General features: G+C 70.0%; 13 protein-coding genes. 6 read left to right on the top strand and 7 right to left on the bottom strand.

Annotated elements, in window-relative coordinates:
* Positions 1-120 precede the first annotated feature (120 nt).
* Both ACX80H_RS06325 and menD read left to right on the top strand, forming a co-directional pair.
* Positions 121-2181, top strand: coding sequence for a PhoX family protein (locus tag ACX80H_RS06325; protein ID WP_459311849.1), 2061 nt, complete (start codon positions 121-123; stop codon positions 2179-2181).
* Positions 2182-2262: 81 nt separating this feature from the next.
* Positions 2263-3978 carry a 2-succinyl-5-enolpyruvyl-6-hydroxy-3-cyclohexene-1-carboxylic-acid synthase gene (menD, locus tag ACX80H_RS06320; protein ID WP_459311847.1) on the top strand — a complete coding sequence of 572 codons (1716 nt, stop codon included), beginning with the start codon at positions 2263-2265 and terminating at the stop codon, positions 3976-3978.
* Here menD and ACX80H_RS06315 read toward each other — a convergent pair.
* The 4 genes from ACX80H_RS06315 to ACX80H_RS06300 form a co-directional block, all read right to left on the bottom strand.
* Positions 3975-4751: an amino acid ABC transporter ATP-binding protein gene (locus tag ACX80H_RS06315; protein WP_459311846.1), complete on the bottom strand. Its 777-nt coding sequence runs from the start codon at positions 4749-4751 to the stop codon at positions 3975-3977. The two genes, menD and ACX80H_RS06315, sit on opposite strands and share 4 nt — an antisense overlap.
* Before the next feature lie 5 nt (positions 4752-4756).
* Complete coding sequence (locus ACX80H_RS06310; protein WP_459311845.1) at positions 4757-5542, bottom strand: amino acid ABC transporter permease; 786 nt, start codon at positions 5540-5542, stop codon at positions 4757-4759.
* 85 nt (positions 5543-5627) lie between these two features.
* Positions 5628-6434, bottom strand: a complete 807-nt coding sequence (locus tag ACX80H_RS06305; protein ID WP_459311843.1) for a transporter substrate-binding domain-containing protein — start codon at positions 6432-6434, stop codon at positions 5628-5630.
* 89 nt (positions 6435-6523) lie between these two features.
* Positions 6524-7894 (bottom strand): isochorismate synthase, encoded by a 1371-nt coding sequence (locus tag ACX80H_RS06300; protein ID WP_459311841.1) that lies wholly within the window; start codon positions 7892-7894, stop codon positions 6524-6526.
* Between the two features lie 155 nt (positions 7895-8049).
* Between ACX80H_RS06300 and ACX80H_RS06295 the strand changes: the two genes are divergently transcribed.
* The 4 genes from ACX80H_RS06295 (at position 8050) to ACX80H_RS06280 (ending at position 12346) form a co-directional block, all read left to right on the top strand.
* Complete coding sequence (locus ACX80H_RS06295) at positions 8050-8811, top strand: demethylmenaquinone methyltransferase (RefSeq protein ID WP_459311839.1); 762 nt, start codon at positions 8050-8052, stop codon at positions 8809-8811.
* On the top strand, positions 8812-10128 hold the full coding sequence (locus ACX80H_RS06290) for a geranylgeranyl reductase family protein (protein ID WP_459311837.1): 1317 nt from the start codon (positions 8812-8814) through the stop codon (positions 10126-10128).
* Positions 10129-10137: 9 nt separating this feature from the next.
* Positions 10138-11232 (top strand): polyprenyl synthetase family protein, encoded by a 1095-nt coding sequence (locus ACX80H_RS06285; RefSeq protein ID WP_459311835.1) that lies wholly within the window; start codon positions 10138-10140, stop codon positions 11230-11232.
* A 289-nt stretch (positions 11233-11521) separates the two neighbouring features.
* Positions 11522-12346 carry a DUF559 domain-containing protein gene (locus ACX80H_RS06280; RefSeq protein WP_459311833.1) on the top strand — a complete coding sequence of 275 codons (825 nt, stop codon included), beginning with the start codon at positions 11522-11524 and terminating at the stop codon, positions 12344-12346.
* A 176-nt stretch (positions 12347-12522) separates the two neighbouring features.
* Here ACX80H_RS06280 and ACX80H_RS06275 read toward each other — a convergent pair whose 3' ends face one another.
* The 3 genes from ACX80H_RS06275 to ACX80H_RS06265 form a co-directional block, all read right to left on the bottom strand.
* On the bottom strand, positions 12523-12999 hold the full coding sequence (locus ACX80H_RS06275) for an HIT family protein (RefSeq protein ID WP_459311831.1): 477 nt from the start codon (positions 12997-12999) through the stop codon (positions 12523-12525).
* Positions 12999-13424, bottom strand: coding sequence for a hypothetical protein (locus ACX80H_RS06270; RefSeq protein WP_459311829.1), 426 nt, complete (start codon positions 13422-13424; stop codon positions 12999-13001). Before ACX80H_RS06270 ends, ACX80H_RS06275 begins: the two co-directional genes overlap by 1 nt.
* A gap of 61 nt (positions 13425-13485) precedes the next feature.
* Positions 13486-14121: a trimeric intracellular cation channel family protein gene (locus tag ACX80H_RS06265; protein WP_459311827.1), complete on the bottom strand. Its 636-nt coding sequence runs from the start codon at positions 14119-14121 to the stop codon at positions 13486-13488.
* Positions 14122-14181: the final 60 nt, after the last annotated feature.

Here is a 14181-nt window from a genome sequence, read left to right as displayed (position 1 = left end):
GCGCCGACACTCGTGTTAGGGCGGCGTTCACGCGGCGTTCACCGCGACGCACCGCGGCTGTTCAGGTGTGCTCGGCAGGGTAGGAGCGAATGACGTTCATCCTGCGAGAGGTACCACCCCATGACTGAAACTCCGCGCCGCCTGCTACCGATGCTCGGCCACACCCAGGGAAAGCGCAGCGCCGTCACCTGTGCGCTGAAGTGCGACAACGCGTGCTCCGACGCGGTGTGCAACACCTCCACCAACAACTACTTCCGCGACATCGTCTCGAGCGAATTTTCCCGCCGCAGTGCGCTCGGCGCCGGTGCCGCCGGTGCGCTGACCCTCCTCGTCGGCATGCAGACCGGGGCCGGCTCGGCCCAGGCCGCTCCGCCCCCCGGCACGGGGTACCTGAAGAGCAACCTGCCGTTCGACCCCATCGCCCCGGTCGACGCCTCCGTGGACGCCATGACCGTGCCGCAGGGCTACGGCTGGAAGCCGGTGATCCGCTGGGGTGATCCGCTGTTCGCCAACTCCCCGGCCTTCGACGCCGAGCGCCAGAGCGCTGCGGCGCAGGCGCTGCAGTTCGGCTACAACTGCGACTACACCGACGTCCTCGAGATCGAGGGCAGCAAGGGCCGCCGCGCGGTGCTCTTCGCAAACCACGAGTACACGAACGAGACCATCATGGTGCCGCCGACCCTGCCCGCCGCGGAAGTGCGGGGCATCGGCAAGGCCGCCCACGGGCTGTCCGTCGTCGAGCTCGAGCGCAAGAACAGGAACAAGCCGTGGTCCTACGTCCAGGGTGCCCCGCTCAACCGTCGCTACCTGACCACCACCCCGTACGACGTGACCGGCCCCGCCGCCGGGTCGGACCTGCTGAAGACGAAGGACGACCCCGCGGGCCGCACCATCCTCGGCACGCTCGGGAACTGCGCCGGCGGCACCACGCCCTGGGGCACCATCCTCTCGGGTGAGGAGAACTTCAACGGCTACTTCGTGGCCACCGGCACCAGCGACGGCGATCGCCGCTACGGCCTCACCAACCGTCCGACGGCGCGCGGCTGGGAGATCGACGAGGCACGGTGGGACACGCGCAACGCCGGCTACGAGAACGAGAAGCACCGCTTCGGCTACATCGTCGAGGTCGATCCCTTCGACCCCACCTCCACGCCCAAGAAGCACAGCGCGATGGGCCGTTTCAAGCACGAGGGCGCGAATGTGACCGTCGCGTCCGACGGCCGCGTCGTCGCGTACATGGGCGACGACGAGCGCTTCGATTACCTGTACAAGTTCGTGTCGACCAACACCGTCCAGCCGGGCACGAGCGCGGCCGCGCGCAAGGCCAACATGACGCTGCTGAGCGAGGGCTCGCTCTACGTCGCACGCTTCCAGGGCGACTCGGTCGCCGAGATCGACGGGAGCGGCAGGCTGCCCTCGGACGGCGCGTTCGACGGCGTCGGCGAGTGGCTGCCGCTCCTCATCGACAACCGGTCCGTGGTCGCCGGCATGACGGCCGCGGAGGTCGCCGTCTTCACGCGCCTCGCCGCCGACAGAATGGGCGCCACCAAGATGGACCGCTGCGAGGATGTGGAACCGAACCCCCTCACGGGCAAGGTCTACGTCGCCTGCACCAATAACACCAACCGTGGAGTGGGCTCCAACGCCCTCGCGGACGAGGCGAACCCGCGCACGCAGAACCGCGACGGCCACGTGGTCGAACTGATCGAGGCGGGCGGCAACGCGTCGGGTACCCGCTTCACCTGGAACCTGCTCCTCGTCTGCGGCGACCCTGCACGCAACCCGGCGACGTACTTCGGCGGCTACCCGAAGGACAAGGTCTCGCCGATCTCCTGCCCCGACAACGTGGCCTTCGACTCCCAGGGCAACCTGTGGATCTCCACCGACGGCCAGCCGGGCACGGTGGGCTTCAACGACGGCCTGTTCAAGGTGGGCCTCGAAGGAGCGGAGCGGGGGCGCGTGGAGCAGTTCCTCGCGGTGCCGCGGGACGCAGAGACGTGCGGGCCGATCATCCATGACCAGGAGGGCACGGTCTTCGTCGCCGTGCAGCACCCGGGTGAGGACGGGAGCTGGACGGACCAGCGCTCCTTCTTCCCCGATTACGTGCCGTCCGGAAGCACGCCCGGCAAGGGCCAGGCAGCGCTTCCCCGGCCCTCCGTGGTGCAGGTCTACCGCGCCTAGGCGTCCTCGCCGGATACCCGGACGCGGGCGCACCCCTTCCTGCGAGGGGGTGCGCCCGCATCCGGGTGGAAGGATGGGACCGTGACGACACCAGCGACGCCCCCTCCCGCTCCGCTCGACTCCGCCGCCTCGGCCGCCCGCGCGGTCGCAGCCCTCGTGGCAGGCGGTGTCGTGGACGTCGTCGTCGCGCCCGGCTCCCGCAGCGCACCCCTTGCCTACGCGCTGTCCGACGCGGAGGCCGCGGGCCGCGTCCGACTGCACGTGCGCATCGACGAGAGGTCGGCCGCCTTCACCGCCCTGGGTCTCGCACTCGGCGCCCAGCGCCCCGCCGCCGTGGTGACGACGTCGGGGACGGCAGTGGGGGAGCTGCTGCCGGCCGTCATGGAGGCCAACCATGCAGCGGTCCCCCTGGTGGTGGTGTCCGCCGATCGTCCCGGCGAGCTGCGGGGGACCGGCGCCAACCAGACCACCGTGCAGCCGGACCTGTTCGGCGTGCACGTGCGGGCGGGTCTCGACCTGGGAGCCGGTGAGGATCCGACCGGCCCGATCACGGACGCCCTGCGGGCCGCCCTCGGACGGCCGGTGAACGGCGCGCCCACCCAGCCGCCCGGGCCGGTGCACCTGAACCTCGCCTACCGCGATCCGCTCGTGCCCTCCGGCGCGACGCCCGGTCCCGCCGCGGCCCCGTTAGCCGGACCCGCGGCGGGTCCGGCTGCAGCGACGGGGGCCCCGGCGCCGGTGACCGGGCAGCGCGACGGTACCCGGACCGTCGTCGTCGCCGGACACGGAGCGGGAGAGCTGGCCGCGGTCTTCGCCGCGCACCTGGGGCTCCCGCTGCTCGCCGAACCGTCGTCGAACGCGCGCTTCGGAGCCAGCGCAATCGCCCCCTACCGGCTGCTGCTCGAACACCTCGGCCCGGCCATCACGCGCGTGGTGACCTTCGGCCGCCCCACGCTGTCCCGTCCGGTCACCGCGCTCCTCGCCCGGGCCGACGTCGAGCACGCCCTGTACCTGCCCGCGCCGGTGGCCTGGTTCGAGGAGGGCCGGCGCACCGAGCGCATCATCGAAACCCTGCCCGAGCTGCTGGAGTTCGCGGGACGCGGCGAGGACGGCTGGCTCCGCTCGTGGCGGGAGGCGGGAGCGACGGCGGAAGCCGCCGTCCAGTCCCTGCTGGCGGACGAGGACCGCATCACCGGCCTGCATGTCGCCGACGCGGTGTGGGAGCACACGGACGGGAACCTGGTGCTCGGCTCCTCCAACCCCATCCGGGACGTCGACCTCGTCGCCGCGACCGACTGGCACCCCCTCGAGGTCTTCGCCAACCGGGGACTGGCCGGGATCGACGGCACCGTCTCGACGGCGACGGGCGTGGCGCTCGCCGCCGGGATCCCGACCCGCGTGCTGCTGGGCGACCTGACGTTCCTGCACGACGTCGGCGGGCTGCTCCTCGGCAGCGGCGAACCGCAGCCGGACCTCCACATCGTGGTGCTCAACGACGGCGGCGGGGGCATCTTCGGTCTCCTCGAGCACGGCGCGGAGGCGACCACGGAGCGGTACGGGGCCGCCGTCGAGCGCCTGTTCGGGACGCCGCACACCGTGGACCTCGCCGCGCTCGCCGCTGCGTACGGGCTGCACTACGAGCGGGCGACCACGCTGGAGGAGCTGGATACGGCGATGGAGCGGCCCATTCGGGGCCGCTCCATCCTCGAGGTCTGGACGGACCGCAGTACGCTCCGGGACCTCCACGCCCGAATCCGCCATGCGGTGGCCGACGGTGCCCGGCCGGTGCCCGGCTAGAGCACCTTCGACAGGAACAGTTTCGTCCGCTCGTGCTGCGGGTTCCCGAGGACGTCCTCGGGCTTGCCCTGCTCGACGACGACGCCGCCGTCCATGAAGACGACGCGGTCGCCGACCTCGCGGGCGAATCCCATCTCGTGCGTGACCACCATCATGGTCATGCCCTCCTTCGCGAGATCCTTCATGACCTCGAGGACGTCACCGACGAGCTCGGGGTCCAGCGCGCTGGTGGGCTCGTCGAAGAGCATCATGTCAGGGTCCATGGAGAGCGCGCGTGCGATGGCGACTCGCTGCTGCTGGCCACCGGAGAGCTGTGCGGGGAAGGCGTCGGCCTTCTCGGCGAGGCCCACCTTGGCGAGATTCCTCCGCGCGATCTCCGTGGCCTCGGACTTGCTGCGCCGCTTGGCACGCTGCTGTGCGAGGGTCAGGTTCTTCAGGACCGTGAGGTGGGGGAAGAGGTTGAACTGCTGGAAGACCATGCCGATACGCGTGCGCACACCGTCGAGGTCCGTCTCGCTGTCCGTGATGTCGATGCCCTCCACCATCACCGTGCCCGTGGTGGGTTCCTCGAGCCGGTTCACGCAGCGGAGCAGGGTCGACTTGCCGGAGCCCGAGGGGCCGATCACGCACACCACCTCGCCCTGGTCCACGTGGAAGTCGATGCCCTTGAGCACCTCGTTGCTGCCGAAGGTCTTGCAGAGCGCCCGGACCTCGATGGCCGGCACAGCCGCCGTCGAGCCCGGTGCCGTGGCACCCGATGCTGGATGGGACACCGGAATCACCGGCCTCTCTTGTTGTGTCGTTCGAGCTTCGCGACCAGCTGGGTCAGCGGCAGCGTGATGATCAGGTACATCGCCGCGGCCACCACGAGCGGCGTCGCGTTCGCCTGGCTGGTCAGGGCGTCGCGCGAGAACGTGGTCAGCTCACGGTCGCCGATGGCCATACCTGCGATGAACAGGAGGGACGTGTCCTTGATGAGGATCACGAGCTCGTTGGTCAGGGGAGGCGTGATGATCCGGAAGGCCTGGGGGAGGACGACGGTCACCATGGTCCACGCGGAGTTCATGCCGAGTGAGCGGGCGGCCTCCACCTGTCCCTTGGGCACCGCCTCGATGCCGGCGCGGATCGTCTCCGCGATGTAGGCCGAGGAGACGATGATGAGGGCGATCAGGCCCGCACCCGCGTTGCCACCTGGCGGACGCCACTGGAAGGCGATGGGCACCGCGTAGGCGAAGGCGAAGATCACCAGCAGGGCGGGAAGGCCACGGAAGAGCTCGATGTAGCCGGTGGCGAGCCAGCGGTACGGCAGGACCGGCGAGAGCTTCATGAGGGCGAGGATGAGCCCGAGGAGCAATCCGCCGAGAAAGGCGATGGCCGTGTAGACGACGGTGTTCTTCGCGGCGATCGTGATGATCTCCGGGAAGGAGGCGGCGGCGACGTCGAGGTCGAAGAAGTTGGATCGGATCTTCGCCCAGTCGGCGGCGAGGACGATGAGGAGGACTACGGCGGCGAATACCGCGTAGAGGACGCCCTGGATCAGGCGCCTGCGTGTCGATCGTTTCACGCGGGGGGACTACCTTCCTTCGGGAAGTGGCACCCGTGCGGCGCCGGTGTCCAGGACGTCCGGCGCCGCGCGGGCAGGGGGTGTATTACTCCGCGAAGTAGGCGTCGTAGATTTCCTGGTACTTGCCGTTGTCGCGGAGCGTGGTGAGCTGCTCGTTGACGGCGGTGACCAGCGCCTCGCTGCCGTCCTTCGCCATGATGAAGCCGTACTGCTCGTCCGTGGGGTACTCCTCGGCGATGGTGAAGGAGCCGTCCTCGGTGTGGCCGATGTTGACCGGGAGGTCCTGCAGGAGGGCGTCGACGTTGCCCGCCTGGATCGCGGCGTACATCTCGGCGTCCGAGGGGAACGCGACCAGCTCTGCCTCGGGCGCGTTCTCCGTGGCGTAGGTCTCGCCGGTGGTGCCCTGCTGGACGCCGACCTTCTTGCCGGCGAGGTCGTCGATCGAGGCGATGTCGGAATCCGCGGGAACGAGGAGGGACTGCAGCGAGTCGTAGTACGGGTCCGAGAACGCGAGGTTCGCCATGCGCTCCTCGGTGATCGTGACCGCGCTGGCCCCGATGTCGCACTGGCGGGCGGCGAGGACGGCGCCGCTCTGGAGGCCGTTGAACTCGACGTCCTGGACGGCGAGCTCGAGATCAAGGCCCGAGGCGATCTCCTTCATGAGGTCCATGTCGAAGCCGGTGTACTCGCCGTTCTCTTCGAACTCGAAGGGCGGGTAGGGGATGTCGGAGCAGACGGTCAGCGAGCCCTCGGAGACGAGGTTCAGGCCGCTCTCCTCGGCGGAGCCGGCGCTGGAGCCGGAGCCGGCGTCTTCGGAACCTCCGCCGCAGGCGCTCAGCGCGAGGGCGCCGGCGGCCATCGCGGCCAGCATTGCGGATTTCTTGGAAAACATGGATACCTCACTTGGACGGGCGGAATGGAACGGAAAAAAGGTCCTGCTGATTCTAGCGACGAAAGGGAGATGTGCATCACAGGCTACAGCTATTGCCTATTGGTAACCAGAGTCCCGCGTGAGGGCCCGAGCCCGAGGGCCTCGGTCATGGGCCGGAACTTGCTCCACGTCTCGGCCAGCTCGGCCTCGGGCTGGGAGCCCTCCACGATGCCGCAGCCCGCATACAGCCGGACGCGGGTGGGCGCTTCGATGACCGCTCCGCGCAGGGCGATACCCCATTCACCGTTGCCGCCGGCGTCGATCCAGCCCACGGGCCCCGCGTAGGGGCCGCGCTCGAGGTGTTCCAGTTCGCGGATGAGGGCTCCGGCGACGGTCGTGGGCGTCCCGCAGACCGCCGCGGTGGGGTGCAGCGCCTGGACCAGGGCCAGCGACGTGGGGACCTGGCCGGCGTCGTCGGGGGCGAGCTGGGCCGTGACGTCCGAGGCGAGGTGCCAGACGTTCGGTAGCTGCAGGACGAAGGGCTCGCTGTGTGAGGTCATGGAGCTCGTGAAGGGCTCGAGGGTCTCGGTGAGCGAGTCGATGGCGATCTGGTGCTCGTGGAGCTGCTTCTCCGATCCGGCTAGGACGCGGTCGGCGTAACCGGGATCGCCGTCAGGAGCATCGGCCCGGTCGAGGGTGCCGGCGAGGACCCGCGCGCGGGCCGTGTTGTCCTCCACCTTGATGAGCATCTCCGGGGTGGAGCCGATGAGTCCGTCGACGGCGTACGTCCAGCAGTCCTCGTACCGCACGGCGAGCTCGCGCAGCACCTGGGCGGTGGCCACCGGCGTCTCGAGGTGCGCGACGACGTCGCGCGCCAGCACGAGTTTGCTCAGCTCACCGGCCTGCACGTGCTTCACGCCCTCCGCGACGGCGAGCTTGTACTGGTCCTCGCTGAGGACGCCCGGGCCCAGGCTGTCACCGGGGCTGGGGGAGCGGTCGGCGTCGGGGGCGGCGAGGTAGGCGGCGAGTGCCGCTTCCGCCGCGGAGGCGCTCAACTCGGCCTCGGCGTCGTCCGTGATGTAGGTCAGCCAGCTCCTTCCCTCGCTGCAGCCGACCACCACCTCCGGGACGATCAGGCGCGATTCGTGCGGGGAGGTCTTGGAGAAGGCGAAGGACCCGAAGGCGATGAGGCCGGAGCCGGGGACGCCCAGCTCGTCCAGGACCTCCGCGCCGGCGAGTTCGCGGCGCCACCATTCCTGGGCCTGCGTGAAGCGGTCCGGCCCCGTTCCGGTGAATCTCGCCGTCTCCCCGTAGGCGACGAGCCCGCCGCCGCGACGGATCCAGGTGTGGGCATCGTTGCGCACCACGTACTCGAGGAGGCCGGACCGGGGATCCATGGCGCCGCGTCCCACCGTGATGCTGCGGAGCCCGCGGGAGTGTCCGGGCGCAGGCGTCAGCGCGGTGAGGGACGGAGTGCTCATGATGCTCCAAGCGTACTCCGCGGCTCCACGCCGCATCCGTGCCGGACCGTGAGCTTGGGCACGTCCCGCGAGGCCCGGCCGGGGCTGCCCGGCGCCGCCGGGATCGGGGATCGGCGCCGATTAGGTGCGGGGTGTTTGTTTGAGACAATGAGCGGGTGAATCGTGCATCCCTGGAGAAGCGCCCTGACGAAGTAGCGGCCATGTTCGACGACGTGGCCCCCAAGTACGACGTCGTCAACGACGTCCTGTCGCTGGGGCAGACCCGCCGCTGGCGTCGCATCGTCGTCGACGCGGTCGGGGCCGAACCGGGCCAGCGCGTGCTCGACCTCGCGGCCGGCACCGGCACCTCGAGTGAGCCGTACGCGGACGCCGGGATCGACGTCGTGGCCTGCGACTTCTCGCTCGGCATGCTGAAGGTGGGCAAGCGCAGGCGGCCGGACATCGACTTCGTCGCCGGCGACGCCACGAACCTGCCGTTCGCGGACAACTCCTTCGATGCGAGCACCATCTCCTTCGGGCTCCGCAACGTCCACGAGCCGCAGAAGGCCCTGGCGGAGATGCTCCGCGTCACGCGCCCGGGCGGCCGCCTGGTCATCGCGGAGTTCTCCTCGCCCACCGTCGCGCTCTGGCGCACCACGTACACCGAGTACCTGATGCGGGCGCTCCCGGCGATCGCCCGCAAGGTGAGCTCGAACCCCGACGCGTACGTCTACCTCGCCGAGTCCATCCGTGCCTGGCCGAACCAGGACGAGCTCGCGGCGTGGATCAGCGCGAGCGGCTGGAACGACGTCGAATACCGGAACCTCAACGGCGGCATCGTCGCCGTCCACCGCGCCACCAAGGCGCCCGCGGCGCCCGGCGAGGAGCCGCTCCTGCCGGGGCAGGTCCGCCTGCGCCGCACCTCGGCGGCCGTCTAGATGTCCGTGCTCATCGTCGGGGCCGGCCCCGCCGGCTCCACGGCGGCCTACTACCTGGCGAGCGCCGGCATCGAGGTCACGGTCCTCGAGAAGACGTACTTCCCCCGCGAAAAGGTGTGCGGCGACGGCCTGACCCCCCGCGCCACACGGGAACTGCAGCTCCTCGGCCTCCCGCACGACGAGAGCGAGGGGTGGCGCCGCAACAAGGGGCTCCGCCTCATCGCGGGCAAGCGCACCGTCGAGGTGCCCTGGCCCGAGCTGAGCGACTTCCCCGACTACGGCCTGGTCCGCACGCGCCTCGGCTTCGACGAGGCACTCGCGCAGCACGCCCGGGCCGCCGGAGCCACGATCCTCGAGGGCCACTCCGTCTCCTCCGCGCTGCGCGACGACGCCGACCGGGTCACCGGGGTGACCGCGAACCTGCTCGACGCCGACGGGCGCAAGACGGGCGACACGCGCACCTTCACCGCCGACGTCGTCCTCGCCGCCGACGGCAACTCGACGCGCACCGCCGTCAGCCTCGGACTGCAGAAGCGCGACGACCGGCCCCTCGGCGTCGCCGTCCGGACCTACTTCACGAGCCCCCGGACGAACGACGACTGGATGGAAGGGTGGCTGGAACTCCCGGACGCCACCGGGAAGCCGCTGCCGGGCTACGGCTGGGTCTTCGGCGTCGGCGACGGCACGTCCAACGTGGGCCTCGGCATCCTCAACTCGTCCGCGGAGTTCGGGAAGCTCGACTACAAGCAGGTCCTGCGCGACTGGACCGCGGGCATGCCGCCCGAATGGGGTTTCACGCCGGCGAACCAGGTGGGCGAGATCCGCGGTGCGGCCCTGCCCATGGGCTTCAACCGCACGCCGCACTACAGCCCCGGGCTGCTGCTCCTCGGCGACGCCGGCGGCATGGTGTCCCCGTTCAACGGCGAGGGCATCTCCTACGCGATGGAATCCGCACGCTACGCGGCCGAGTTCATCGCGAGGGCCCAGGGCGTGGCGTCGCCGCTCGGGCGCGACCAGGTGATGTCCGGGTACGCGCCGTACGTGCGGGAGCAGTGGGGCAGCCACTTCACGCTCGGACGCGTCTTCGCGCAGCTAATCGGCAAGCCCGCGATCCTCTCGCTGGCGCTGCGCACCGGCATGCCGGTGCCCGTGCTGATGCGGTTCGTGGTGCGCATGCTCGCCAACCTGACCGACGCCGGCGGCCGCGGGTTCGAGGACCGCGTCATCCACCTGCTCGAGTCGCTCGTGCCGCCCACCTCCAACCAGCCGTCCCTGACGGGCTACCTGCGTGCGCAAAGCGCCGCCCCACTTGGTTAGTCTTAGACCGTGACACAATCCTTCAACTCCGGGTGGACCAGCGTGGGTCCGAACAGCGCGCTGGACACGGCGGACATCCCGGACGACGCCGACGCCCTGCGTCTGCCTCCCGGCTTCGCCCTCATCGCCGAGGACCCGGACCTGGGGCCGTCCGTCTCGTCATGCCTCGCCGAGGTGGAGAAGCAGCTTCGCGGAGCCATCGCCCACTCGGATCCCCTGGCCGATGCCACGAGCCGCCACCTGGTCGAGGCCGGCGGCAAGCGCATCCGCCCCCTCCTCACCATCCTCGCCTCCCACCTCGGCAACCCGACCCATGCCAAGGTGGTCCAGGCGGCCGTCGTCGTCGAACTGACGCACCTCGCCACGCTGTACCACGACGACGTCATGGACTCCGCGCCGTACCGCCGGGGCGCACCCACCGCGCACGAGGTGTGGGGCAACTCCGTCGCCATCCTCACCGGCGACCTCATCTTCGCCCGGGCATCGATCCTCGTCTCCGAACTCGGCGGCGAGGCCCTCGGCATCCAGGCCCGTACCTTCGAGCGGCTGTGCCTGGGCCAGCTGCATGAGACCGTCGGCCCGCGTGACGGCCAGGACGACCTCGAGCACTACCTCTCCGTGATCGCGGACAAGACCGGCTCGCTCGTGGCGGCGTCGGGCCAGCTCGGAGCCCTGTTCGCGGACACCCCGCCCGAGGTGGTCGACGTCATGGTCTCCTACGGGGAGAAGGTCGGTGTCGCGTTCCAGCTCGCCGACGACGTCATCGACGTCACCGGCCTGAAGGTCACGTCGGGCAAGGCGCCCGGCACGGACCTGCGCGAGGGCGTCCCCACCCTGCCGGTCATCCTGCTGCGCCGCGCCGCGGCCGCGGGGGATGCGTCGGCGGCCGATGTCATCGCCCTCGTCGACAGCGACCTCTCCTCGGACGAGGCGCTCGCGGACGCCGTCGAAGCCGTTCGCTCCCACCCCCAGACGCAGGAGGCGTGGGCCGTGGCGCAGCAGTGGGCCGATGACGCCGTGGCCGCCCTCGAGCCCCTGCCGGACAGCACGGTCAAGCAGGCACTGGCGAGCTTCGCGCAGGCCGTCGTCAGCAGGGACGTCTAGCCCCTCCCGCGGCTGCCGCGCCCGTCGTTCCTGCGCCTTCGTCGTGCGCCTCGCCGTCGTTCCTGCGGCTTCCTGCACGGCTTTCTCACGGAAGTGTCGCTGATAACCGGCGTGTCCCGGGACGACACGCGTCCTTCATGGCGAAACGCGTGCACGACGCCGCACCCTCACGTGTCGCCGCCCCTACCCTCCCATTGGCAGCGACATCCGTATGTCGCTGTACCCGCGGCCCGCCCACATAGCCGTGGGTCCAGCGCCGATCACGGGCGGCAGCCTCTTGGGTTGGTCCATGACGATCGAGCAGATTCTCGCGGTATCGGGCGGTGTGGCGTCCACGGGTGCCCTGCTGAAGCGCGGGGTGGGGGAGCGGGTGATCGAGCGCGCTATCGGCGACGGCAGGCTTCTCCGCGTTCGCCGGGGGGTCCTGGCCCTCCCCGGCGCGCCACCGGAGTTCATCCAGGCGGTGGGTGCCGGAGCACGGCTCACGTGCGTCTCCGCCGCGGTCCACTACGGGCTGTGGCGCGTCCGGCCCGCGATCGGCGTGCATGTCAGCCGGCCGACCCGCTCGGTCGCCGGCTGCATCAACCATCGCGTCGTCACCGTTCCTCCGCACCCTCGGCTGCCACTCGTCGGCTTGGCCGACGTGCTGGTGCACGTGCTGCAGTGCCGCCATGCCGACGAGTCGGTCCCGATGGTCGAGTGTGCTCTCCGACGCGGTGACACCGTGGCGGCGTTCCTCGAGTCTCGGCTGCCTGGAAAGCGCAACGGCAGGGCTCGCGCAGCCTTGGCATCGGTCGACCTCACCGGCGAATCACCGATCGAGGTCGTCACGCGGCTGCTGCTGCGCGGGGCCGGTCTCGGTGTTCGCTCCCAGGTCCGGATAGCGGGCGTGGGGCGGGTCGACTTCCTGGTCGAGGAATGCCTCGTCGTGGAGATCGACGGTGCCGCATTTCACTCGGACCGGCGGGCAGTCCGGCGCGATCGCATGCGGAACAACATGACTGTCATCGGCGGCTACACCGTGCTTCGCTTCTGCTACGAGGACGTCATGTTCCAGCCGGAGGAGCTTCTCGCCATGGTCTTCAAGGCCCTCGGGCGCCGACCCATCCGCTGATATCGGCGCCACGTGTGGTCTCGTGCACGGCTTTACTGGGCAACTGACTCTGATAACCGGCGTGTCGTCGTAGGACACGCTCTTGTTGCCCAAAACCCGTGCACGAAGCTGCGTCAGCAGGTCTCGGCGGGGCCTGCAGCGCCGGGAACGGGGGGCCGGGAACGGTACGGGCGGGGCTACGCCGCGGGGAGGAAAGCCCTCAGTTCGTCGGCCTTCCGTGCCCTGATTGCAGGGTCGACGATCGGCCGCTTCGGCGTGAAGTAGAAGCCGTCGTCGTGCCAGCGGGGGAGGACGTGCTGGTGGTAGTGCCAGACGTGCTGGCTGCCGGCGGGCTCGTTGTGCTGCCGCGTGGAGACGCCGTCGGGGGTCCATGCCCGCTTGATGGCGATCGCGATGTCGCGTGTGAGGGTCATGATGCGGGCAGCGACGTCGTCGGGCAGTTCATAGAGCAGTTCGACGTGCGCGCGCGGGGTGATGAGGACGTGGCCGGGGTTCGGCTCGAAGCCGTGGGAGGCGATGAACGCCAGCACGAGGTCGTCCGAGTAGATGACGTCGCCGGGGCGGCACAGGTTCTTCGGGTTGCTGAAGTCGTCGCGTGCCAGGTCGCAGAACGGGCACTGGTAACCCTCGGGGGCGTGGTGGGCGAACTCCATCAGTCCTCGTCGTCCTCCTCGAAGACCCACTCGAACAGGTCGAGCACGTATTCGCTGAACGTGCCCTCTTCGCTCTGCCACTCGCCCCGCGCGTTGTTACGCCGCCAGACGATGGGGTCCGGCACGTCCAGCTGGTCCGCCCTCATGCCCCACGTGAACTGCTCGTCCTCGTCCTCGAGGAACAGCAGGAAGCCGTCCTCGATCTCCAGCTCGTCGGGATCCCAGAAGAAATGATAGGCCTCCATGATGTCCTCGGTGGCTCCGACCGCACGGTAGAACTCGCGGAGCGCCAGGGGCAGTTCGAAGTCCTTGCCCTCGAGCATCTGGGCGAGCTCGGCGTCGGACAGGCCGTCCTCCTCGGCCCACTCGCCCTCGAAGTACGAGGGCACGAGGGCGCGGAATTTGTCGGCAAACAGCTCAGTCACGAGTACTCCAGGAGTGGTGGTGGGGATGCTCCCATCCTAGCCGCCGCGCCCCGCGCCCGGATCACCTCCGTACGGTGGACGTCCTTGCTGCGAGCGGGGCGTGCCAGCCGTAGCGCCAGGCGAGGACACGCAGGGTGAACACGAGCGACGCCGCCACGGTGCCCGTGAGGAGCGTGAAGGTCCCCGTCAGGTACAGCGCGGTGACGACGACGGCGCCGAGCAGTGCGGGCAGGGCGTAGATGTCGCGCGGGTCGAAGAGCTGCGGGATCTCGTTGGCGACGACGTCGCGCAGCAGGCCTCCGCCGACGGCGGTGGTCACCCCGAGCAGGACCGCGGACACGGGATTCAGCCCGACCTCGAGTGCCTTGATCGTACCGGTGATGCAGAACAGGGCGAGTCCGGCGGCGTCGAAGATCACTAGGACCCGCTTGACGCGCTCCACGCCGGAGAAGACGAAGTAGACGAGCACGGTGGCGAGGAGCGGAGGCAGCAGGTAGGCGGGAGTGGTGAAGGCCGCTGGTGGAACGTCGATGATGAGGTCCCGGGCCACACCGCCACCCAGTGATGCGAGTGAGGCGAGGAGGAGCGAACCGACGATGTCGAAGCCCTTGCGCGCCGCCAGCAGGGAGCCGGAGACAGCGAAGAAGAAGACGCCGAGGAGGTCGGCGGCGAGGGCAATGTGCGAAGCGGTATCCATCTCTTCCTTCGGCGGACCGGAACGGGTGCGGCCGGGCGCTGCGCCTGTTCGTCGACGGAC

The sequence above is a fragment of the Arthrobacter pasteuri genome (genome assembly GCF_054510955.1).
The sequence above is the reverse complement of the archived record's forward strand: the minus strand, read 5'-3'. Positions and strand labels throughout refer to the sequence as shown.

Excerpts from the sequence above, each read along its gene's own strand:
- ACX80H_RS06325 (WP_459311849.1), top strand. The coding sequence starts at position 121 with ATGACTGAAACTCCGCGCCGCCTGCTACCGATGCTCGGCCACACCCAG.
- ACX80H_RS06305 (WP_459311843.1), bottom strand. The coding sequence starts at position 6,434 with ATGTTTTCCAAGAAATCCGCAATGCTGGCCGCGATGGCCGCCGGCGCC.
- ACX80H_RS06300 (WP_459311841.1), bottom strand. The coding sequence starts at position 7,894 with ATGAGCACTCCGTCCCTCACCGCGCTGACGCCTGCGCCCGGACACTCC.
- ACX80H_RS06290 (WP_459311837.1), top strand. The coding sequence starts at position 8,812 with ATGTCCGTGCTCATCGTCGGGGCCGGCCCCGCCGGCTCCACGGCGGCC.
- ACX80H_RS06280 (WP_459311833.1), top strand. The coding sequence starts at position 11,522 with ATGACGATCGAGCAGATTCTCGCGGTATCGGGCGGTGTGGCGTCCACG.
- ACX80H_RS06275 (WP_459311831.1), bottom strand. The coding sequence starts at position 12,999 with ATGGAGTTCGCCCACCACGCCCCCGAGGGTTACCAGTGCCCGTTCTGC.
- ACX80H_RS06265 (WP_459311827.1), bottom strand. The coding sequence starts at position 14,121 with ATGGATACCGCTTCGCACATTGCCCTCGCCGCCGACCTCCTCGGCGTC.